The organism is Bacteroidales bacterium (assembly GCA_013141385.1).
Lineage (GTDB): Bacteria > Bacteroidota > Bacteroidia > Bacteroidales > Tenuifilaceae > UBA8529.
Window position 1 is genome coordinate 14,519 of sequence record JABFRB010000043.1, and the last position, 23,262, is coordinate 37,780.

Below are 23,262 nucleotides of genomic sequence, written 5' to 3' on the forward strand. Positions count from 1 at the left end.
CACAAAAATTCACCAAAAAGATTACCGAACCATTGTAAAATATTATAGCCAATTTTTACTTGCTTGATGAACCGTTTTTCTCTTTTGTTTCATAATATCTAAGGGCTAAAATAGAAATCCTGTAGCTGATATAAATTAACATTGGCCATGTTAATAACCAGAGTATTTGAGGTAAGTATATCATAAGTTTAAGGATAAATAATTTGAAATCAGATTATAACTTTTCATTATTCATTTTCCATTAATAAACATGTCCTTCGTTTTTCATCTCATCAGCATCAATCTTTTTACCATTGATTAACCTCCATGTATGCCATATATAGGCCAATACAAACGGAACAAGCAACGAAACAAAACTCATTACCGTTAGGGTAAACTTACTTGAGGAGCTGTTGTAAATAGTAAGCGAATTCTGCAAATTGAATGTTGATGGGTAGTACGCTGTATTATTATAACCTGCAACAAGAAATATCCCTAAAACAGTAAGAACAGTTCCAATGCCCGAGAACCAAATTCCTTTGGTGTAATTGGCTACTAATGATTTGAAAATTCCCCAAAGTACAAGCAGAACCCCAGTTAGGAAAACCGCTAAAACTATTGGCATTGCCAATAAATTGTGAAGATATTTGAATGATTCCATAGAAACATTCCCGTTTGTTGGATCCACCGCAAATCCATTGCGAAGAATTAACCAAATAACAAAGGTTAAAAAGAATACTAAGAATGGAATTGTGTTGATTAGTAATTGCTTTTTTGCTCTTGAAAAGATGCTCTCGCTACTAACGCTATTCATAAAATACAGAATTGCTAAAACCCTAGCAAGAAAAAAAACTGCTAATCCAAGCGATAGGTTATGAAGATTAAGCGCAGCCTCTAACCCATGCCATGGGGTTTGCCATGATGAGATTACGGGGTTTCCAATATTTGTTAAATTCATCTTTGTAACTGAGAATAAAGAACCCGTAAAGAATGTTGCCACCGCTGTTCCCAGTAGAATTGTTCCTAACAGTCCATTGATAAAAAGGAATACCTCAAAAGTGCGTTGTCCTAAAAAGTTGTTAGGTTTTGTACGATATTCATAGGATATAGCCTGAATTATAAAGCAGAAAAGTATTGCAATCCATACCCAGTAGGCACCACCAAAACTTGTGGAATAAAATAGCGGGAACGATGCAAAAAACGCACCACCAAAGGTTACAAGCGTTGTGAAAGTAAATTCCCATTTACGTCCAAGTGCATTTACAAGCATTGTACGTTCCGATTCGTTTTTACCAAGAGTGTAAATCAACGTTTGTCCTCCCTGAACAAAAAGAAGAAATACAAGCAGTGCTCCAAGCAGAGAAACAATAAACCACCAGTAATGCTGTAGTATGATGTACGTACTATCTATCATGATTAGTTTCCTCCCTCTTTTGGTCCAAGTTTAATTTGTTTAAACATAATTTTTAGCTCCGCTATAAGTAGAATTGTAAAGATTATAAAGAAAAGGAAGAATGTAACCTGTACCGCTCCAACTCCAATATTCGATACGGCGGCAGAAGTGGGCAGAATATCCTGTATAACCCAGGGTTGACGACCAACCTCAGCAACAATCCAGCCTGCTTGACTGGCAAGGTAGGCTAGGGGTATCATAAAGATTGAAGTTTTTAGTAGCCATCGTTTTTGTTCAAGATTCTTTTCGAGAATCAAGAATAAAATCAGACCAAAAAAGACAATAAATAGTAATCCTAGCCCAACCATCATCCTAAAGCTGTAAAAAACCAGAGGGACATTGGGAATGGTACTAGATGGGTCTTTAAGATAGCCGTATCCAAAATATTCAAAATTTTCGTTAAGGATATTCTTGTGGTAAGCCATCATCTCCTTGTTTCCTTCTGCTGATGAGGTTGTATAATCGGCAAGAGCCTGAATGGCTAACTTTCCTTTTTCAATTTTCTGAGCAGCGGAAGGAGCAACAACCTCTTTGCCATTTTTATTCTTGTAAGTGTATCCACCCTCAATTATATCTGTAATACCTGGGACAAAGGCATCCTTATCATGATATCCGAGAATTGAAAGCATCTTAGGAATTTGGATTTTAAAAATATACGGATCTTTATTGTCGTTATAAACCTTACCAGGTGTGGGAGCACCAATTACAATTAGCCCTACCCCTTCACTTCCTTTGTAAAGCCCTTCCATGGCTGCAAGTTTCATGGGTTGCTTGTGGGCAACCTCTATTGCTGAACCATCGCCAGTAAATCCTACAAATACTGATGAAATAAGTCCAAAAACCGATGCAATTATAATACTTCGCTTTGCTAAAAGGATGTGTCGCCCTTTTAACATATACCATGCGCTTATTCCAATTACAAAAACCGATGCAAGTAAAAAGCTAGATGTAATAGTGTGTAGAAATTTATTCACTGCCACAGGAGATAATAAAACCTCCCAGAAATTAACCATCTCATTTCTCACCGTGTCGGGATTGAAATGCATACCAGCAGGGTATTGCATCCATGCATTGGCAACTAAAATCCATAAAGCCGATAGGTTTGCGCCTATAGCAACAAGCCATGTTGAGATAAGGTGAAACCTCTTACTGACCTTATTCCAACCAAAAAACATTACTGCTATAAAAGTAGTTTCCATGAAAAATGCCATGATACCTTCAATGGCCAGAGGTGCTCCAAAAATATCGCCAACAAACCACGAGTAGTTGCTCCAGTTGGTTCCAAACTCAAACTCAAGGATTATACCCGTTGCAATCCCAATGGCAAAGTTTATCCCAAAGAGTGTCATCCAGTATTTTGTAATCTTTTTCCACTCCTCGTCCCCTGTTTTGACGTAGAGGGTCTCCATAAAGGCAATTATAAATGCCAACCCAAGGGTTAGTGGAACGAATATCCAATGATACATGGCTGTAAGCGCAAACTGGGCTTTTGACCAGTTGACTAGCGAAAGTTCCAAACTTTCAATCATATTTGATAACTATTTTTTATTCGTTAGCTGTTCAAGTACGTGGCGACTTCTATCTTCGTCGTTTTTAAAGTTCTTCTTTAATAAATCAGGAAAAAAGAAGAGTTTGAGGATAAAAAACATTATGAAAAGTTTGATGATTATGATTGTCCAAAGGGTCTTCCCAATGGTCATGCTTTTAAAACCATCATAATAAAACCGAATTATGGATTTGATTGGATTGTTCGACATTTTACTGTTATTTATATTATCAAAAATAAGGTTTTTATAAATACCATGGGCTAAAGGATTGTACTAAAATTATTGTTTAAACAACAAATGAAAGGTTAAAATGATTAGCAGGGTTAGAAATAAATTCAGAAAAGTTGATTCGGGGTAGCGGTTTGGCAAATTGAAAAGAAATAATCATTTTTACAATCGCTGATTTAATAATGTATTCATTGATTTTATTTTACTATGCCTACAGATAGAGAGAGAATTGAGCAATGGTCACTTGGTTATCACTTGTTGAAATCGTATCACGATTTTTTTTTCAAAATCTACTTTAATACAACTGTTGTTGGTATTAAAGATATTCCATTTGATAAAAGTTTGATACTTGCAGCTAATCATCAAAATTCGTTGGTTGACGCATTAGCAGTGCTCAGCTCCCGTAGATGGCAACTCGTTTATTTGGCAAGGGCTGATGTGTTCAAAACATCAACTTTAAGGAAAATTCTGACTTTCATTAAAATTATGCCTGTATACCGTATTCGTGATGGGTATCAGAATCTACAGCTAAATGATGATATATTTCGAAAAACTTTAGATGTTCTAAAAAACCATCGAGGTATAGGCATTCTACCTGAAGGTAACCATTTTGGACAACGTAGACTTCGTCCGCTAAAGAAGGGGATTGCCCGAATTGCATTTCAAGCCGAAGATGCTTGCGAGGGTAAACTGAATATTCATATAATTCCTGTTGGCCTAAATTATAGTAATTACGTTAATTTCAGGAGTAAACTACTTGTTCGTTTTGGTCAACCCATTGATATCAGCAAATATCTCGATTTATATCGCCAAAACCCAGCTCTTGCCTATAATGCCCTTATAGAGGAACTTGAGGTTGGGATGAAGGCTGAGATGATTCAGATTGATGATGAGGCGTACTATGATGAGTACGAGATGCTCAGAGAGATATTTACCCCAATGCATATCAAAGATAAAAAGTTGCCTAAACACCTAAACTCTCAGTTTGAGGTAGACAAAAAAATGATTGCTGCCGTTGATAAATTCAAAACAAATAGTCCTGGGCAATTTCAAAACCTAATGGACGAAGTTAAATCCTACTCAAAGCTGATATCTGAAACAGGTTTATCGTCCAATTCGATTCAAGCAAAAGGTATTAAACTTTGGAGTTTGCTGATAAAACTTCCATTACTTTTAATCACTCTCCCTCTATTTGTTGGTGGGTTTGTAAATAATATAATTCCTATTGCTGTTACTAACAAAGCCAGTAAAAAAATTAAAGATGTTCAGTTTATCAGTTCTATTCGGCTTGTAGTGGGAATGTTTATTTTCCCAATTATGTTTATAATTCAAACTCTAGTTTTTTGGGCAATATCAGGAAATGGGATTTATTCATTGTGCTATTTAATTAGCCTTCCGTTGGGAGCAGTTATGGCTTACTTATGGCGTAAATATGCTTTAAAGGCTATTGAAGATATTAAATGGGTTATTTGTAAGTTTAGAAATCCCGAAAAGACAACAAGGTTGATTCAACTTAATAATTCAATTTACAATACGATATCACCATCAATAGAAAAATAGTATCATTCCAAAATAAAAAAGAGACTTTAGTTGAAGTCTCTTTTTTTATTTTTATCCCCTAAAAAACAATGCTTTTATTATGAGGCTTGCCATTTTGGGATTCTCCTTTAAACGACGTGTTGAGTAGCCAAACCATTGCTTGCCGAATGGAACGTATACTCGCATTGTATGTCCTTTGCTTAATATAGATTTTCGTAATTCAGGGGTTACACCATAGAGCATCTGGAATTCATACAAGTTTTTTGGTACACTATGCTTTTGGATGAGTTTATATGCGCCATCTATCAAGGGTTTATCATGCGTGGCAATTCCGGGATAGACACCATTCTTAAACATAAAATCAAGATCCTCAAGGTAATGCTCATTCACCTCCTCGTATTTCTTATATGCTATTGCAGCGGGTTCAACGTATATGCCTTTACATAAGCGGTAGCTGAGGGGAACTTCTCTAGTATGGATGTCCATTAAGTCCTGAAGATCTTGCAAGGTGCGTTTAAGATACGCCTGTACAACCAACCCCACATTTTTAGGGAATTCTACTTTCAATCTACGATAAAGTTCTATCTCCATATCGGTACAAGGCGAATCCTCCATATCAACTCTAATAAAATTGCCATACGATGCAGCCTTCGCAACAATCTCGCGGATATGATTGTAGCAAACCTCCTTGTCCAAGAGCAATCCGAACATGGTTGGCTTTAATGAGTAATTCCCATCAATATTCTCCTTCTGAATTTTATCTATTAGTTCAATATACTCAACCTTATTCCTTTGAGCTTCATCAAGGGTTTTTATGAATTCGCCAAGGATATCAATGGTTACTTTAATTCCTTGAGCATTCAGCTCCTTAGATGCTCTAATTGCATCCTCAACACTCTCGCCAGCGATATATCGCTTCGAAAAAATCCAGATTAGTTTCTTAGGGAAATAGGGCAACATTGCTGCAATCATCTTATTAAACATCCCTATCAATTTAAATAGTTTGTAGTCAAATTCAAAAAATTTTTCCGTGCCGATACTTTTAACAACGGAAGGCAAAAAAGGTTTCAAAAACTTTATGATAGAAAATAATAAAAATAGCTAGTATGATAGATTAATTTAGAAATGTGCTAACTGTAATACTTCGGGGCTATCTTCTTATGCTCTTCTGTAAGTAGCTGATGCATCTCTTTCGAAATATCTGCAAGACTTTTATCCTTAAATGAATCGTAAGGTATCTCTGGTAGAACATGTATTACAAAAGTTTGACGGCCTCCAACCATGCCGCTTTTAGGAAGCGTTTCTAGCGTTCCGTTAATAACCACTGGAAGAATGGCAACCTCTGCTCTTTTTGCTATTATAAATGCCCCATCTTTAAATCGTTTGATAACTCCATCTTCCGAACGTGTTCCTTCTGGGAAAATAAGGATTGAACTACCCTGATTCAAATGGTTAACGGCTTTCTGCATCATCTCTAAAGCACTTTTAGGGCTATTCCGATCAATTGGGACATGTTTGTTAAGTCTTAAATTCCAACCTACAAAGGGAACTTTAAAAAGTTCACGTTTAGCTATCCATTTAAAATGGGTTAGCAAGCGATAGAGCACTACAATATCCATAGCGCTTTGATGATTGGAAATAATCACATATGTTTTCTTTTTCTTGATGTTTTCACCCCCCTTTATATTGATCTTCCAAAGTGGGTTTAACCAAACATATATTAACGCCCAGAAAATAGAATACCTATGTAGAACCCAGGTTCGTTTATCCCACCAAAAAGTCAAAAGCCAGATAATAAAATCAACTATAAAAAGAGGAAAACATGATATGATCATGAATGACCAAACTATTATTGAGTAGATTATCTGAACTATTTTGAGGAACGGATTTGTTCTCATATCAATGATTTGCTATTTTTGAAAATTAGATGCAACAAAAATAAGATAACAAAAAAAACTAAACAAGTATGCAGCCATTCAAATACGGACAAGTTATTGCCATGTGGTTACTCCGAATAACCCTAGCACTTTACTTATTCCTCAGCTATATTAACAAATTAAGTCCAATTAATTTTGAAAGCATTCGGTTTTATATTGCATTGGCATTTGTAATTTTTGCGGTTCTGCTGCTTATCGGAGGATTTCTATCAAAGCCTGGTTTGACCGTGATATCAGGCCTAATAATTTTCTTGCTCTCGGTTTATCAAATAGTTATTTCGTTTAATGGTCGAATTGATATAGGCTTAGCGATGTATCTTTTCCCTCTTTCAATAGGATTCTTTTTCTTATGTCAAGGGAATAAATAATTGTAACTATTTTTCTCTTTGATTCGTTATGCCTATATGTTAAATTTAGATTTTAATTAATGGGTACTTGGCATTGACTTTGTGTATTTATAACAAAATCATACTATTATGTTTAAACTATTCAAAAGGGTTAGTATACTAAAGCATATTTTACTATTTCTCTTTATTATGCTTTTGGCATTTTCAGGATGGAGCCAGAATGCCACAGAAAAAGCGGACACCATAATTCTTGTTAGCGGGAAAAAACTTTTGGGCAAAATTCACGGAGTATCTTCCTCAAAAGTCTCATACTACCCATTAAATAAATCGAAGATGGAGGAGTTGGCTCGGAAACAAATTCACAAGATCCGTTATAGTACAGGTAGAGTTGAGATGTTCAATAAACCAGCCTTTGAAATGGTTGCGGTGGGTGATTTTAAAACCATTGTTTTAACTGATAACCCAGAAGAGGTAAATGGTTTATATGAATTAGGTAAAGTTGATGCCCAATCATCAAAGAATGCTAGGGATGCCAAATCGGCACAGCAAAGTGCAAACATTCGACTCCAGAAAAAGGCAGCCAATATGGGTGCATACATGGTACTAATTAAGAAGAGAGAATCAAAGGGTGGTTATGGTGAAGTTCCCACACATCTCGTTGAGGGTGTTGCCTATGGTCTGGAGCCACCCAAAGAGCAACCGAAGAAATAGAGTGACTTTTTCATGCTACTCACTCTTTAAAGCATCAAAATATTTCTCGTAAAAACATAAACAAAGAGGCTGTCCAAGAAGTCAATTAACCGCAAGGTATTATAAGATTTCGCAAAGTTCGCAAAGAATGTATTGTTTAATGATTATTTGCGCTCTTTGCGTTTTTTTCTTCGCAGGCTCTGCGGTTAATAGTTAATCTTTTGGGACAGCCTCTTTTATTTATATCAAGAAAATGCTTTGTCTAAAAGTTAAATTATTTCTCAACAGGTATTGTAACAAGTGCATCCCCATTCCTTTCAATACGAACCATTTCTGGCAAATGTGCTGCGGCAATAATAGCATGTGATATAGCCGCACGGCTAAAAAAATCGATACGTGTAGCAATTGCCATTTTACCATCGCTGTCGAATGCAACACCAGCCGATGGGTGCTTGAACTGAACGGCACCAAAATGGATTAAATCGCCAATGCACCAAAGCTCACTGCCTTTCGATGAAAACGAAAATACCGTATGCCCGGGAGTATGACCGAACGCAGACAGAGCCTTAATGCCATCGCCAAGATCCTCGCTGGGTTGAAAAGTTTTGTATGAGTTTGCCGAGAGGTATGGAGTCAATATAGCCTTAATTTTTGCTGCCCGCTGGCGTAAATTTGCAGGTATCAAAGAAGAGTCTTGCATCCAAAAATCACTCTCCGTTTGCGATGCACGGACAATTGCATTTGGGAATAAACGTTTTCCATCAGGCGAAACCAATCCGCCGATATGATCAAAATGGAAATGGGTGATAAGTATAAGATCGATTTTGGAAGGATCAACCCCTGCATTTTTCAGCTGTTCCAAAAGATACCCCGAATCCTCGCCGGGATATTTTCCAACCCCAGCATCAACTAAAACTATATGGTTTGGGGTTTGCACAAGATAAGCATTCACTGGAGTCCATGCCGAGTCAACGCCCCCCGTTAAGCTAAGCGCATCTTTTTGGTCAATTCCCGAAAGGAGGGATAGCTTAAGGTACATTTGAGCATCCTGAAGCGTGCGAACTTTAACATCACCAACCACTATATCATGGTTCATATACTTAATTTGTCCGGTTGATATTGAGGTGAACATTACTATAGCCATAGCAGATAGAAATACATCTCGGGAAATAGTTTTTATACCCATTTTAATTCCTCCTTTAGTTTTTAATAGATCTAATTTTGATACAAAAATACAAACATTTTTGTGGCGAAAAATGTTTGGTGATTTAAGCAGATTGTCATAGTTAGTGTGAACTTGATGTAAGCATAACATATAGATCCTGACCATAGTGATAGATTATTACTTTGTCATGCTGAACGGAGTGAAGCATCTAAGATCCTTCGCTTCGCTCAGGATGACAGTTTACATTGAACTTACGTTAAAATAACAATTCTTAAGTAAACAACATTGATTCAGAAATCAGAATAACCCCATTAAAATCCTATCTACAGTTAGGTTTGGATTGATTTTTTCTAACCCAGCGGTTGATATTTTTTCTGCAATAGCATCAATATCATGAGGGCAATCAGTGAGCGTTTGCTCAATTTTTAAAAGATATTCTTTATTCAACAAATTTCCATTCAGCTTAACTTCACGAATTATTCCCTTATCAACGCTAATCATAACTCCTAAAATATTCTCCCCAATAAGAATTTCTTTATTCAATGTATAAGTAGGGGAGTAGCCAAAATTCCATTCCCATGTTGAGTACTTAGTATCTACTAACCCATTAATTATATTGATATCGTTGTTGCTAAGTTGATAGCTTTTGCTGCTCTTAAAGACTTGTTTTATATGGGTGGCAATTAAGTCGGCAAATTCGGTAATGGTAATTGGTTCTTTTAAAAACTCGGAGATGTTCGCAACTTGGCTTCGGATAGATTTTACCGCCTTATCGGAATAGGTATTCGGGTTGATTTTAATAGATTCATTCAACTCATCCAGATTCGAGGAGAATAGCAATGTTCCGTGATGAAGAACCCTGTTTTTATAAACATGCTCCGCATTTCCCGATATCTTTTTATCACCAACCCTGATATCGTTTTTACCTCCCAGTTTAGCACCAATGCTCAGTTTTTGAAGTACATCGATAATTGGCTGTGTGAACTTTTTGAAATCTACCAGATTTCCTTCCGAACCGTTAGCAATGAAGGTGTAGTTAAGGTTGCCTAAATCGTGGTAAACAGTTCCACCACCCGATAATCTACGGATAACATTAAGTTTATTCCTCTTTACGTATTCAAGATTTATTTCAGCCAGAGTATTTTGATGCTTCCCAACAATAATGGATGGTTCGTTACGATAAAGAATAAAAATGTCATCGGAAAATTTTTTTAGCAAATATTCCTCTGAGGCAATATTGAAGTAGGGATTTGTTGATGTTTGTTGAATTAGGAGCATATAAAAGTGCCTAGAGTTAAAAGTGCCTAGAGTTTGTAGTGTGTAAAATATAAAGTTTTCAAGTACTCCAAACTTAAGGCACTTTCTAACATGAATATTAAAGACCTAAATTACTCCAACCTCTTACGGTTGATGAAATGGCTTGCAGGTAACCAAATACTTATTCCAATCCCAGCACCAACAATTGCTCCGCATAGAACATCTCCTGGGTAATGAACACCTAAGTAAATCCTGCTATAAGAAACGAATGCAGCCCAGAAAAGGAGACCAATGGTAGCCCATCTGTTTTTGAAAAGAAATGATAGGAATACAGCAACACCAAATGTATTAGCAGCATGTGATGATATAAACCCATATTGACCCCCGCATTTTCCAACTAAATGCATTAATCCTTGCAAATCGGGATTATGGCAGGGTCTTAATCGGTGGAATCCGTTTTTAAATATACCCGAAGAAATTCGGTCTGTTGCTACAACAACAATAGTAATGGCAAGTAACCACCATAGCGTTTTCCATCCATATTTACGGGCAATAAAGTAGATTAGTAGCAGATAAAATGGTAACCATTGAATTTTCCCCGATACAAAAAGCATAATGGGATCCCAGAATGGGGAATTAAGACCATTTAGGAATAGGAATAGTTGAGTATCCAGATGTTGAATTATATCAACCATGAATTTATTCGTTATTGAGTTGCTCCCAGAGCAAATCCTTTAATTCGGTTATTCCAATGTCAGTTAATGCTGAAATAAAAACAGTTGGTAATTTAGGTAGATCTTTTTTAATGCCTTTCTTGAGTTCATCATCAATCAGGTCGCATTTGGAAATAGCAAGCACCCTTTTCTTATCCAACAGCTCGGGGTTATACATTTTTAGCTCGTTAACCAGTATGTCGTACTGTTTACGAATGCTATCGCTATCGGCAGGTACCATAAATAATAGCATTGAGTTTCGCTCAATATGTCTAAGGAAACGAAGTCCCAGACCTTTTCCCTCGTGTGCACCCTCAATTATTCCCGGAATATCAGCCATTACAAACGATCTGCTATCGCGGTAGGATACAATTCCAATGTTGGGAACCAGGGTTGTAAATGGGTAATCGGCAATTTTTGGTTTTGCTGCTGAAACTACTGATAGTAAGGTCGATTTTCCGGCATTAGGAAATCCAACTAGCCCAATATCGGCAAGTATTTTTAGTTCAAGAATAATGTGCCCTTCAATTTCCGGTTCTCCGGGTTGTGCAAATCTAGGGGTTTGTAAAGTGGCTGTTCTGAAATTCCAATTACCTTGTCCGCCTCTTCCCCCTTTCATCAGCATAACCAATTCATCTTTACTGGTGATTTCGCAGATTACCTCATCAGTATCGGCGTTTTTGGCTACAGTACCAAGTGGAACCTCAATGATGATATCCTTAGCATCAGAGCCAGAACAGCGAGCACCGCTCCCCGATTGACCACTTTCAGCAATGATATGCCGTTTATACTTGAGGTGGAGTAGTGTCCACATCTGTTCGCTACCCTTTAGGTAGATATGACCCCCACGGCCTCCATCTCCGCCATCGGGACCTCCTTTGGGGATGAATTTCTCCCTGCGGAAGTGTACACTTCCTGCGCCCCCTTTACCCGAACGACAGTAGATTTTTACGTAATCAATAAAATTCGATGATGCCATGGTTTCTTCCCTACAAATCTCTAGTAAATCAATTATAACTCTTTAATCGTCTTGCAAAGCCTTTCGAATATTTCATCGATGCTACCCATGCCATCAATTGCTTTAAATTTATTCTGTGCTTTGTAGTAATCAGCAACAACTTGGGTGTATTCGCTATATATTTTAATTCTATTTTCAATTACAGTTTCATTCTGGTCATCGGGGCGGGCCGAAATAAGCCCTCGGTTAAGCAATCTTTTAACCAATTCCTTATGATCAACCTCCAGAGCCATCATAAGGGTTATGGAAATGCCTTTGCTACTCAACATTTCATCGAGTTTTTGTGCCTGAATTGTAGTTCTAGGAAAACCGTCGAAAATAAACCCTTTCACATTTTTATGAACATCAAGTTCCTTTGCAATAAGGCCGATAACAGTTTCATCGGGAACTAGTTCGCCTTTATCAATGATTTTTTTTGCTTCCAGCCCAAGTGGAGTTTGGTTTTGAATTGCTTTACGTAAAATATCTCCGGTTGATAGGTGTTTTAAGTTGTATTTCTCTATCAATTTTTCGGATTGCGTTCCTTTGCCCGCACCAGGAGGGCCAAATAAAACGATATTTAGCATAGGGTAATTATTAGGATTTATTACTTTTGATTTATTCAACTATGGTGTAAATATCGGGTAAATTCCTTCCCAACCCATCATAATCAAGCCCGTACCCTACAATAAAATCATTTGGAATGGATTTGCCAATATAATCTACTTTAATGCTACCCTTGTAAGCATCTGGTTTAAATAAGAGCGTGGCAATAAGTAATTGTTCTGGATTTTTTTTTGTTAGTTCTTCGTATAGTTTTTGGAGTGTAAGACCAGTATCTACAATATCTTCAAGAATAATAACAGTGCGCCCTTCAATAATATCAGTTAGCCCAATAATTTCTTTGATTGTACCTGTTGAAGATGTTCCTTCGTATGAGGCTAATCTAATAAACGAAATCTCGCAAGGGAATTGAATACGCTTCATCAGATCAGCGGTAAACATAAATGCTCCGTTAAGAATTGACAGAAATAATGGAGGATTAGTGTTTTTAAAATCGTGGTTGAGTTTGGATGATAATACATCAATGTCCGATTGAATTTCTTCGGAGGTATAGCATAGCTTAAATTCTAAATCTTTTATTCTCACATTCTTCATAGTTGCATTTGCTTACATTCAGCAAAGGTATAAAATAAAGCGATTTGGCAATCGATTTTGGATTTGTTGAGATAGGAATTCATGTGTTATTCAGAATGTTTAATAGATATCGCACCTTTGGATATGGGCTTTGACGTTTTAATGAGAGAGACAAAAGACTAGTTGTATGTTAGAAACTTTAGGAATAAACTGATATTTCCCTGCAAATTTTAAGAAACGACTCAAATTCTTATAGTTTGATATTTAAAACTATTAAGTTTTATTTGGTGAAGAAGGATTTGGTTATGCCAAAGAATTTATCCAAATTCGTCTTCAAGTTGTGCATAGGTAGAATAATGAATTGATATCTATTTTTAACTAAAACATTATTATGCATTGTGTTATGCGATTTTTATTCCATTTTTTCAATGGTACAACACGTTAGGGAAAATTAAAATACGACTTAGTTTCTAGTAAATTAATTGCGGTATATTATTGGCGAAATTGTTTTGACATATGTCTTTAATAGAAATAGTTAGCAATATTTTGAAATAATTCAAAAATAATTATTTGTTCAAAGATTAATTTAACTCTCCCTTGCATCTATTCATTAGATATTATACCGATTAGATTGTAATCATGCTGATTGTTAGTGCTAAATATTACTAACTGATGCCTAATCTATATAAAATTTAATGTAAATACTAAAACACTATTGCCTTTATGGATGAACTGAGAAGTGATGGTTAATTTGTTTCGTTATGATAACGAAGCATTTAATACAAAATGATTTTTATACGACTATCAGCCCATTATTAAATCTACTAAAAGTAGACCGATCATCATAAATAGGTGCAATTGTTTAGTGATTGAAAACAGTAAAAAAGTAAAACCTTTACTCTACGGTTTTGGGGTTTGGATCAAACTCCCCTTCCCAACGAGCAATAACGGCTGTGGCAAGACAGTTCCCAAGTACATTAACGGAGGTTCTAGCCATGTCCATCAGTTCATCAATCCCAAGGATAATGTAAATAGGCCATGTTGGCAATCCGAAACTAGCCGCAGTTCCAAGTAATATAACAAGCGATGCTCTTGGAACACCCGCAACACCCTTGCTGGTAAGCATCAATGTAAATACAATTAGCAATTGTTTATCGATTGAAAGGTGTATCCCACAAACCTGTGCTACAAAAACAGTTGCAAGGGAAAGGTAGAGCGTAGTACCATCGAGGTTAAAACTATACCCAGTAGGCATTACAAATGCAACAATTTTACGAGGAACTCCAAATTCCTCCATACGCTCCATGGCAATAGGCAAAGCAGATTCTGAACTGGTTGTTGCGAAAGCAATGGTCACTGGTTCGGATACGGCTTTAATAAATCCACGGATAGGAATCCTAAAAAGTAGCGCAATAGGCAATAGAATTCCAAGCACAAAGATTGTAAGCGATACGTATAGCGTTGCCAACAGTTTAAATAGGTTAAAAAGTATATCGAGCCCCATGTGTCCAATGCTGTAGGCAATTGCAGCAAAAACAGCAAATGGAGCAAAGTACATAATCACTTGGGTGAATTTGAACATTGTCTCAGCAAGTGATTCGGTGAATCGAATCATCGGATTTTTGTGCTTATCTTTCAGCATAGCAACTGCAATACCAAATAGTATGCTGAATACAACAATTTGCAGCACCTGCCCTTCGTAAATCGATTTAGCAATGTTTTCGGGGAAAACATGTAGGATAATATCGCTACCCGTTACGGCTGGCACTTCTTGAATATTGGCCTGGTTTATTGCTTCTGGAATCTTAACACCTACACCTGCCCCACTCAAATTAATAGCAAAAAGCCCAATAATCAGTGCAAGTGTAGAAACAATTTCAAAATAAACTAACGATTTCCATCCCATTCGACCAACCTGTTTTAGGTTGGAATGACCAGCAATTCCAACTACAATGGTTGCGAATAAAAGAGGGGCAATAATGGTTTTTATTAATCGGAGGAATATCTTGCTAACAACCTGCATATTTATTGCTATCTGGGGTAAATCGTGTCCAAATTCTGCCCCAACAATCATGCTTATAAGAATCCAAGTAGTCAACGATTTACGGAATATAGCATAACCTACAATACCTATAATTGCTATCCACCGAAAAATCATAAGAACAGTACTATCTATACTGATAATATCATAGTGATTAACTAGAGTAAGAATTGAAACTACGAATAAAATCGATAGTAGAATAATTATATAGTAAGCTGGCACCTTACTATTATCCAATTTCTTTATATCGAGATTAGGAGAATTATTATTGTTTGTCAATTTGTTTAAATTTTAGTTTAACCTCAATTGCAAACATACTTAATAATTTTATTCGAGCAATTATTGAACCGTCCCAGTAATTTAATGAGAAATTATGTTTTGGGTTAAAATAAAAACGATTTCCGATTATTGCAATTACTATTGTTAATGCAATATTCTACTAATCACTGGCATTAGTAATAACATTAACGATAGACCAACCAGAATACCAATTGTGGACCAGCCAATGATATTGTTGATGGGTTTATTCACGTATTGCCCCATTATTTCTTTTTTATTTACCAATAATATCATACAAACTAAAACTACTGGTAGTAATAGCCCATTTAGCACTTGTGACCAGAGGGATATTTGAATTAATGGTGCATTTGGGAGAAGGATGATTCCAGCCGCAATAACAAGAATACTTGTGTATAAGGTATAAAATTCAGGTGCTTCTTTCCACTTTTTATCAATCCCCGCTTCAAATCCAAAGGCTTCGGAGATGTAAAAAGCGGTGGCTAAGGGTAATATTGTAGCAGAGAATATTGAAGCTATAAAAAGTCCAAATGCAAATACTTGAGAAGCAATTCTACCTGCCAACGGTTTTAGTGCTAATGCAGCATCCTTTGCCTCATTAATCTGAATACCATTTTTATGAAGAGTTGAAGCGCAAGCAACTACAATAAAGAAGGCAACAACAACAGTAGCCGTACATCCAACAACGATATCAATTATGGTGTACTTATAATTCTTCATCTTAAGCCCCTTCTCAATTACGGACGATTGCATATAGAATAGCATCCATGGGGCTATGGTTGTACCTACGAGTCCAATTATCATCGCAATACTGTCCCCATTTACTTCGAACTGAGGACGAACTATTGCATTGCCAATTTCACCCCACTCAGGTTTACCCATTAATGCTGAAACAACATACATCAAGAGTGAAATGCTAAAAAGCAAGAAGATACGTTCGGCAATTTTATAGGTTCCTTTTACAACTAATAGCCACACAAGCATTGCAACAATGGGTACGGAAATATACTTGCTTACCCCTAAAACCTGCATACTACCTGCAACTCCAGCAAATTCGGTGGTTGTATTTCCAATATCACCAATTAGAAGGCCAAAAAATATAAAAAAGGTAATCTTTACACCAGCATTTTCACGAATTAAATCGGCCAAACCTTTCCCAGTAACAACGCCCATTCGTGCATTCATCTCCTGAATAACAATTAGGACAATAAACGAAGGGATAAGAGTCCATATTAGGTTATACCCATAAATTGCACCCGCAACAGAGTAGGTGGTGATTCCTCCTGCATCGTTATCGACACTCCCTGTGATTATTCCTGGGCCTAGAATTGCAAGAAAAACTGCTAGTCTCCTGAAAAATCTTTTATTCTTTATCTCTAATGTCATCCCCTTTTACCTTTTGAAAGTTCTACGCTTATTCACCAAATCCTCAACAACGTCATCAATAACAACCATTCCCTGTAGGATGTTATTTTTATCAATAACAGGAATTGCAAGGAGGTTGTACTTCGAAATAATCTCAGCAATATCATCAATCCCTTGATCATCATAAAGGTATATGGGTTCCTCTTTCATAATCTGGTTGATTGTTGTCTCTGGTTCGGAGACAATCAAATCGCGAAGCGTAAAGAAACCAATAAGCTCATCATTAGCATCGGTAACAAAAAGATTATATAATTCAACAGCCTCAGGTTTTCTGTGACGAATCTCCTTTATAACATCATCTACAGTTTTTGCTGGGTTGTATGCAAGAATTTCGGTTGTCATAATACTGCCCACGGAGTCGTCCTCATATTCAAGCAGTTCGCGCACCTCTTGTGACGATTCTGCCTCCATCTCCTTTAGCAAACTTTCGGCCTTATCATCTTCTAATTCATCAAGGATATCGGCAACCTCATCGGCGGGCATCTTCTCAAGAACGTCGGCAACTTTGCCAATTGGCAAACTTTCAACCAGATGGATCTGTGCTTCAGTTTCAAGTTCTTCGAGCACATCAGCAGCCTGTTCCTCATCAAGTGCATTGAAAAGGGTTTCGCGTGATGGTCTGCCAAGCTCCTCCATAATATCTGCTAAATCCGATGGGTGGAGGGTATTAAGTTTTGAGTAAACCTTGGATAGTTTAATGCTATGACTGGAGAAATCGATGGCCTGCACATCATCCCATAGGATGAATTTTGCTGGTATGCTGATTCCTAAAAGTGATAGGATGAACTTAATGGGTTTTTCAATGTCAATTCTACGGAGTAACCCTTCAATCCCAATATCAACGGCAATGGCAAATGTACCAGCAGGTAAATCAACTAGTCTGATATCGTTAACCCTTACAAGTTTTCGCCCGTTGAGGTCGACAATCTGTTTGTCCAACATTAATTGCGCCAGGGAGAAACCGTTGTTTCTTACCTCCTCGGTTAATTCAACCAGATTATTGCACTTAACGGTAAGTCGCCCCTCTATTCTAAACACATCGAAAAATTCGAATGAAAAGAATTTCACGCCCTTTTTTGTTTTGACTTTAACGCCAATAACCTTGGGCTTATCGGGAATATCGTTAGGGTTGGCTGTAAGAGTATCAACCATTAAATCCTTTACAATACCAATTTTTTTACCTTCGGCATTGTAAACCCTTTTTCCAATAATACGGCTTAAATAAAAAGTTGAAAGATTTGCCATATTCACCTCCTAATTTTTTACACACAGAAGGCGGATTGGCTTAAAGCAAACTACCTGCCTGTATGCGGGTTAATAATTTGTATCGCAGGGTCGTCGTCCATATAAATTTTAATACTGATTAGCGTTGCAAAAGTAGGTCTCTCTTTTTATTATCCAAAAAAAAAGCGCAAAATTTTGTTAAGAAAAATGAACAGTAAAAACGGGAAGTATATGTTTTTAATTTGTTTGCTGATTAAACTAACAGGTGTTCAATTTTATCGGAAAAAATAAATCTATTTCTAACTGTTTTTATAGAACAAGATTTATAAAATAGCACAACCCATTTATTCAACAACCATCATTTAAACAGTGAATATTCAAATAGGTTCTAATTTATTTCCGTTAATCTACAGATCATTTGGTTGTATTAAATCCCATTTATTTCCATAAATATCTTTGAAAACAGCAACTCTTCCGTAGGATTCATCGGATGGTTCCCGTTCAATAACGATTTTTTGTTCGATTAAATTTTTATAATCCCTCTCGAAATTATCAGTGAATAGGAACAAGAAAACTCGCCCACCAGTTTGGTTGCCAACTCTATCTATCTGCTCTTTGTCCGATGCTTTTGCAAGAAGTAAGCAACAATCGCCATTTCCATTTGGTTTTATTCGTACCCATCGTTTTGTTTCGCTCAGTTTGGTGTCCTCAACTAATTCGAAATTTAGTTTTTTAGTATAGAACTCAATTGCTTCATCATAATCTGCCACTAAAATTGAAATATATGCTATTCTCTGATTCATCGTTTTTTTTAGATTAAGTATTGTGTTTATCATCGTTTGGATAGAAGTTCAAACAATGGTTGATTAATATAATAATTCCCTGTTCCTAGTTTTTCTTTTCGTAACAGTCCATCCTCTGATAGCTTATTTAAATAATTCGCAGCTGTTATTCTTGAAACATTTAGATCCTTAACAACAAACTCAATTTTGGTATAGGGATGTTTAAAAAGGTTATTCAGTAAATCTTGACTATAAAACTTGTAATTTTCTCTTAATGTGTGCTTGTATTTCATCATCAGATCACGGATTTGAATGATTAATGTTATGGTCTCTTTTGATGTTTTTTCAACTCCGTGAATCATAAAAAGCAGCCACTCCTCCCAACTATTTTCGTCTCTAACCTGCTGCAACAACCTATAGTAATCAGTTTTATTCTTAATTATATAATTGCTCAAATATAAAATTGGTAAATTCTGAAGGTCTTGAATAAGTAGGTATAGTATGTTAATTATTCTTCCTGTTCTCCCATTACCATCATAGAAAGGGTGAATGCTCTCGAACTGGTAATGAATTATAGCCATTTTTACCAAGGGATCGTAATCGCACAATTCATTTTGGTTTATAAATTGTTCCAAATTTGTCATTAAACGACTTATTTCGTCAAAATCTTGTGGTGGTGTATAAATGGTTTCGCCAGTTACAGAACTTTTCAGAGTAGTTCCCGGCAGTTTTCTAAAACCAGCTTTATTGCTTTCCAACTCTTCCTGGATTTCAAGAATAATTCTATTGGTAAGAAGTCCATTTTCTGTAATCAACTCAAATCCCTTTTTTAGAGCAGATATGTAGCTCTGCACCTCTTTTGCATTTAAAGAATTAAAACCCTCAAGATTTAATTCAGATTTATACAAATCATCGTGCGTAGTTATAATGTTTTCAATTGCTGAGCTGTCCTTTGCTTCCTGTAATCCAAGAGTATTTAGTAGGATAACCTGATTCGGAATGGTTGTTGCAATTCCTTTCAACTCTGCCAATGCGGCATGAGCCGAAGGTAAAGATTTCAACACTCTTTTGGTTTCTATATCAATCTTTAATGGAAGTTCGGCTAATTTCCAATCTTCGTTTTTCATTATGTAAAGATTTTTATCATTTCTTTACAAACATACACCTATTTGTAAAGAAAATCAAATTTTCTTATCATAACATCCTTGTAATGTATAATTTTTAGATTTTTTTATACAGAGTATGTTAAAGACAAATCTTATTGGAGGTAGTCTTTCGATGAAAGGATACTATCTTTTCCTTGCTTTTGTAAATGGTATTAGCATTGGCACTTCGCGTTGATATGCGATATATGAATCGCCAAATTCTAAGATAAGTTTATCCTCTTCGAGTTTTGTTCCAATAATAACGTAAATGGTAAGTATTGTATTCGCAACCACATCGCACATTCTATGTGTTTGGCACCACAAATAAATGATTAAAGCAAGATACATCGGATGTCGCATAATGCCGAGCAAGCCGTGCTTTTTTATTTCATTGGTTGAATCTGTTTTTGCTTGTTTACCGAAATTCAATATTTGGCGTATTCCAAAAAACGATAATGAATCATAATCGATGAAAAAAGCCCAGAAAAACAATAACAACGAACCAGTAGTGAGTACATATCGAATAATACTTAACACGGGGGTGTAGGCTATAATTACTTCACTCTCGAATTGTGTAGAATAGTTAAAATGGAATAAGCAGAATTATTGAAATGAGTATGTAAAATAGCCGATAAAAAGCGTAGTACTTTTTTAATAACCTACTCATCAGATTGGTAAACCTGATGCTGATTAGATAGCTATGAAGTGCACAGTATGCTATCCATAATACTGAAAACATAAGGTATTTCATATCTAAAGTTTTAGTTTGTTGTAATGTTTGATTATCCTGAAATCTGCATTATTGGGTTTTAACCATTCAGTTGTACGATTATTTCGTACAACTTAGAAAACCCTTCTGAATAAAGTTTTTTTTAAGATCACTCCAGTACCTTTAGGGGTTTAGCTCTAGGTCGACACACATATTATTTTTTCCTTATCCCTTTAACTTCATATTTATCATACATACCATTTAACCCTAATTCAATTTTTATAATAATTGTATCTAATCCAACAAAATAACCTTGAAAAAAATTACGCCCACCCAATGGATAATTTGTCTGTGATAAAACTCCATCCAATGAAACAACAGGGTACATTGTTTGTGTTATAAAAACATTATCTACTTTACCCATTGTATCGTTTCCGAACTTAATGGCTAATCTATTGGTATCATATAACCCAATATTTGAAGTAGTTGTTTTAGTACTAAGAATTGTATTTCTCCATCCATTTATACAATCCGAGGATAAATCATAACACATGCCAACACTGCTTTTAGTTGTTGTGAAATTGAATAATCCAGTATACTGTTTTCTAAAATTCCCATTATCGGAATCATTCTTTTTATCACAACCAAAAAATAAAAAAGGAATTAGAATTATTAATTTTTTCATATTATATAAATTGGTATTGCTTTTTTGGTTCTACTCCAGCACAGGCTAAAAATCTGCGCTAGCTGGGGGTGCATTGGTTGCTGTATTTTATTGTATTTTTCATCTTAGTTTCTTTAAATCTATTTCACCTATTTCAATATCATGTTTTCTATTTGTAGGGAAACTAGTAAAACCAGGCCTTACAATATCAGTTCTAGTCTCATGATGATATGCAGATAAAATCCCAGTTATTAAAAATTGAAGTCCAAAATGAAATTCATTTTCATCCGAATGATTAAAACCCAAATATTTTGCTTTTTTGTCAAAGTTATCCTCACTATTTGGTCGCTTTTTAAATATTGAAAATGAGTCCAATGAAATTATCTGACCTATACACCTATCGAAATAATCATCTGTATGAATTTTCTTTATTTTGGCAAAAATCCATTTGCATCTATCGTCAAAACTCTTGTCTATCTTAATTTTATTTGAGAATGAAATTAAACAAGAATTAGGACTTCTAACTATATTTTTTTCTCTGTTTTTAAAACTACATAATTCAACTGCTTCTGCTAAAGATTTTAATTCATCTTCAAGTTGGCTCTCATATAGATTTTTCTTAACCGAGATTATTGAAATAACACCCTCAGGTGGAACAATTACAAATTCCTCAAATTGCTCATAAATCGGATAATTCGTTGAATCATATACTATAATATCAAGTTGAGAACTATGTCTGTCTACTTCATCATTACGTCGAGTCCTATCATGGTCTCCTACTTTTGTAGCTGGTCTCAAAATGAATCCAGAATATGCTCTTAAGTTTTTTGGTAAATGTTTATTCAGGAATGACCTTAAAATACTTTCAATATACCGACCTTCCTCCGCAACATGATCAGAACCTGTCTTTTTCTGAGATGGAATCAAGGTTTCAATATTTTTGTAAATCGCAAGAATTGATTTTGTCTCTGCGTTAAAAAATTCTCTAACTCTTTCTCCTTTCATGATGCAGTGAGTGTCTTGTTAATATTACAATAAACTAACCGTTAGCGGTTGGCATTTTGGTTCTTCTATGATGTGTTGTTTCAAATTTCGAAAATTGTCTCCTTAAATATTTAGCCTGATTCTCTATTTCAGGAAATAAAGTACTTTCATTAATTCCAAGTGCATCAAGATCATCAAGTAATTGCCTTTTACATTTCTTATCCGTTTTCAGGTTAATTCCGTTTACTTCTAAATTCAAAATCCAATCACTTGGAATTGTGGCTGGGTCTTTCTTAGAACCATTTATACCAAAAATTAAAAATGCTCCATTCTGTTTTAATATTCTATTGTTATTGAGTTTAACTTTAACGGCTACAACTCTTGCAAAGTCCTGATGATAAATTACTGGAAGAAATTGTGGCTTTTCTTCTCGAATTTCATGTAGCAAATATTGTATTGGGACTTCATTGTTAAATGCTTTCGTTGTTGACTTTTCAAGAGAGTCGATTTCAAAATCATAAGGTCGCTTTGAAATGTTTGCAAGTATGCTAACGGTGTCGCTGTCATAGAATTTTATGTCAGTTTTAGGTATTTTGAAAACTAAAACTTCACCATCTGCCTTATCAGCTAACTCATTGCATGCGAAGTAAAGTGCAACAAGCGGATTAGTTGTAATATCAAGAATCCTTGTTGGAATACCATAATGCTGCATTTTTACTAATTTTTCCAACGCTGTTTTTTCGTTAATGAAGTCATTGGGTGTTCGAAGAATGATTTCTTTAAAAAACCTATCTTCATTTCGAATAAATCTTCGTCTATAAATGCTTGGTTTTAGTTCAAAATCCTTATCAGAATGTCCACGATAATAATATTCGTAGTTATTGGATTTCGAAATCTTCTGCAGTTGGGTGATAAAATCGAGTATTTTTTCTATAGCCATTATTGATGTTTTAAAATGTGATAAAGGTTCATTTCTTTTGAACTTAATATGCTTGCCCCTAA

Annotated in this window: 23 protein-coding genes; 3 read left to right on the forward strand and 20 right to left on the reverse strand. The window is 35.6% G+C overall.

The window, feature by feature from the left end; translation table 11 throughout:
• Positions 1 to 241: 241 nt before the first annotated feature.
• From HOO91_19765 to HOO91_19775, 3 genes are read right to left on the reverse strand one after another with little or no spacing between them, the layout of a single operon-like run.
• Positions 242 to 1,390 carry a cytochrome d ubiquinol oxidase subunit II gene (locus tag HOO91_19765; GenBank protein NOU19800.1) on the reverse strand — a complete coding sequence of 383 codons (1,149 nt, stop codon included), beginning with the start codon at positions 1,388 to 1,390 and terminating at the stop codon, positions 242 to 244.
• A 5-nt stretch (positions 1,391 to 1,395) separates the two neighbouring features.
• Complete coding sequence (locus tag HOO91_19770; GenBank protein ID NOU19801.1) at positions 1,396 to 2,961, reverse strand: cytochrome ubiquinol oxidase subunit I; 1,566 nt, start codon at positions 2,959 to 2,961, stop codon at positions 1,396 to 1,398.
• 9 nt (positions 2,962 to 2,970) lie between these two features.
• Positions 2,971 to 3,189: a DUF4492 domain-containing protein gene (locus HOO91_19775; GenBank protein NOU19802.1), complete on the reverse strand. Its 219-nt coding sequence runs from the start codon at positions 3,187 to 3,189 to the stop codon at positions 2,971 to 2,973.
• 225 nt (positions 3,190 to 3,414) lie between these two features.
• Between HOO91_19775 and HOO91_19780 the strand changes: the two genes are divergently transcribed.
• A complete protein-coding gene (locus tag HOO91_19780) occupies positions 3,415 to 4,767 on the forward strand; it encodes a hypothetical protein (protein ID NOU19803.1) in 1,353 nt (450 codons plus the stop codon).
• A 51-nt stretch (positions 4,768 to 4,818) separates the two neighbouring features.
• Here HOO91_19780 and HOO91_19785 read toward each other — a convergent pair whose 3' ends face one another.
• On the reverse strand, positions 4,819 to 5,730 hold the full coding sequence (locus HOO91_19785) for a proline dehydrogenase (protein NOU19804.1): 912 nt from the start codon (positions 5,728 to 5,730) through the stop codon (positions 4,819 to 4,821).
• A 146-nt stretch (positions 5,731 to 5,876) separates the two neighbouring features.
• A complete protein-coding gene (locus HOO91_19790; protein NOU19805.1) occupies positions 5,877 to 6,644 on the reverse strand; it encodes a 1-acyl-sn-glycerol-3-phosphate acyltransferase in 768 nt (255 codons plus the stop codon).
• A gap of 68 nt (positions 6,645 to 6,712) precedes the next feature.
• On the opposite strand from HOO91_19790, the gene HOO91_19795 reads away from it, so the two are divergent.
• Both HOO91_19795 and HOO91_19800 read left to right on the forward strand, forming a co-directional pair.
• A complete protein-coding gene (locus HOO91_19795) occupies positions 6,713 to 7,051 on the forward strand; it encodes a hypothetical protein (GenBank protein NOU19806.1) in 339 nt (112 codons plus the stop codon).
• Positions 7,052 to 7,159: 108 nt separating this feature from the next.
• Complete coding sequence (locus HOO91_19800; protein ID NOU19807.1) at positions 7,160 to 7,741, forward strand: hypothetical protein; 582 nt, start codon at positions 7,160 to 7,162, stop codon at positions 7,739 to 7,741.
• 253 nt (positions 7,742 to 7,994) lie between these two features.
• Here HOO91_19800 and HOO91_19805 read toward each other — a convergent pair whose 3' ends face one another.
• The 15 genes from HOO91_19805 to HOO91_19875 all read right to left on the reverse strand — a co-directional run bounded on the left by HOO91_19805 (position 7,995) and on the right by HOO91_19875 (position 23,200).
• On the reverse strand, positions 7,995 to 8,906 hold the full coding sequence (locus HOO91_19805; GenBank protein NOU19808.1) for an MBL fold metallo-hydrolase: 912 nt from the start codon (positions 8,904 to 8,906) through the stop codon (positions 7,995 to 7,997).
• Between the two features lie 276 nt (positions 8,907 to 9,182).
• Positions 9,183 to 10,163, reverse strand: coding sequence for a lipoate--protein ligase (locus tag HOO91_19810; GenBank protein NOU19809.1), 981 nt, complete (start codon positions 10,161 to 10,163; stop codon positions 9,183 to 9,185).
• A 110-nt stretch (positions 10,164 to 10,273) separates the two neighbouring features.
• Positions 10,274 to 10,837 (reverse strand): phosphatase PAP2 family protein, encoded by a 564-nt coding sequence (locus tag HOO91_19815; protein ID NOU19810.1) that lies wholly within the window; start codon positions 10,835 to 10,837, stop codon positions 10,274 to 10,276.
• Between the two features lie 4 nt (positions 10,838 to 10,841).
• Complete coding sequence (gene obgE, locus HOO91_19820) at positions 10,842 to 11,834, reverse strand: GTPase ObgE (GenBank protein ID NOU19811.1); 993 nt, start codon at positions 11,832 to 11,834, stop codon at positions 10,842 to 10,844.
• 32 nt (positions 11,835 to 11,866) lie between these two features.
• On the reverse strand, positions 11,867 to 12,439 hold the full coding sequence (locus HOO91_19825) for an adenylate kinase (GenBank protein NOU19812.1): 573 nt from the start codon (positions 12,437 to 12,439) through the stop codon (positions 11,867 to 11,869).
• A 31-nt stretch (positions 12,440 to 12,470) separates the two neighbouring features.
• The gene (gene hpt, locus HOO91_19830; GenBank protein ID NOU19813.1) at positions 12,471 to 13,010 is read right to left on the reverse strand and encodes a hypoxanthine phosphoribosyltransferase; all 540 of its coding nucleotides are present in this window, start codon (positions 13,008 to 13,010) and stop codon (positions 12,471 to 12,473) included.
• Between the two features lie 874 nt (positions 13,011 to 13,884).
• Positions 13,885 to 15,147 (reverse strand): cation:dicarboxylase symporter family transporter, encoded by a 1,263-nt coding sequence (locus HOO91_19835; protein NOU19814.1) that lies wholly within the window; start codon positions 15,145 to 15,147, stop codon positions 13,885 to 13,887.
• 306 nt (positions 15,148 to 15,453) lie between these two features.
• Positions 15,454 to 16,713: an Nramp family divalent metal transporter gene (locus HOO91_19840; GenBank protein ID NOU19815.1), complete on the reverse strand. Its 1,260-nt coding sequence runs from the start codon at positions 16,711 to 16,713 to the stop codon at positions 15,454 to 15,456.
• 6 nt (positions 16,714 to 16,719) lie between these two features.
• Positions 16,720 to 17,997 carry a CBS domain-containing protein gene (locus HOO91_19845; GenBank protein ID NOU19816.1) on the reverse strand — a complete coding sequence of 426 codons (1,278 nt, stop codon included), beginning with the start codon at positions 17,995 to 17,997 and terminating at the stop codon, positions 16,720 to 16,722.
• 386 nt (positions 17,998 to 18,383) lie between these two features.
• On the reverse strand, positions 18,384 to 18,779 hold the full coding sequence (locus HOO91_19850; GenBank protein ID NOU19817.1) for a VOC family protein: 396 nt from the start codon (positions 18,777 to 18,779) through the stop codon (positions 18,384 to 18,386).
• A 29-nt stretch (positions 18,780 to 18,808) separates the two neighbouring features.
• Positions 18,809 to 19,885: a Fic family protein gene (locus HOO91_19855; protein NOU19818.1), complete on the reverse strand. Its 1,077-nt coding sequence runs from the start codon at positions 19,883 to 19,885 to the stop codon at positions 18,809 to 18,811.
• Between the two features lie 162 nt (positions 19,886 to 20,047).
• On the reverse strand, positions 20,048 to 20,440 hold the full coding sequence (locus tag HOO91_19860; protein NOU19819.1) for a hypothetical protein: 393 nt from the start codon (positions 20,438 to 20,440) through the stop codon (positions 20,048 to 20,050).
• Positions 20,441 to 20,826: 386 nt separating this feature from the next.
• On the reverse strand, positions 20,827 to 21,297 hold the full coding sequence (locus HOO91_19865) for a hypothetical protein (protein ID NOU19820.1): 471 nt from the start codon (positions 21,295 to 21,297) through the stop codon (positions 20,827 to 20,829).
• Positions 21,298 to 21,396: 99 nt separating this feature from the next.
• The gene (locus HOO91_19870) at positions 21,397 to 22,281 is read right to left on the reverse strand and encodes a hypothetical protein (protein NOU19821.1); all 885 of its coding nucleotides are present in this window, start codon (positions 22,279 to 22,281) and stop codon (positions 21,397 to 21,399) included.
• A 34-nt stretch (positions 22,282 to 22,315) separates the two neighbouring features.
• Positions 22,316 to 23,200 carry an FRG domain-containing protein gene (locus tag HOO91_19875; GenBank protein NOU19822.1) on the reverse strand — a complete coding sequence of 295 codons (885 nt, stop codon included), beginning with the start codon at positions 23,198 to 23,200 and terminating at the stop codon, positions 22,316 to 22,318.
• Positions 23,201 to 23,262 lie beyond the last annotated feature (62 nt).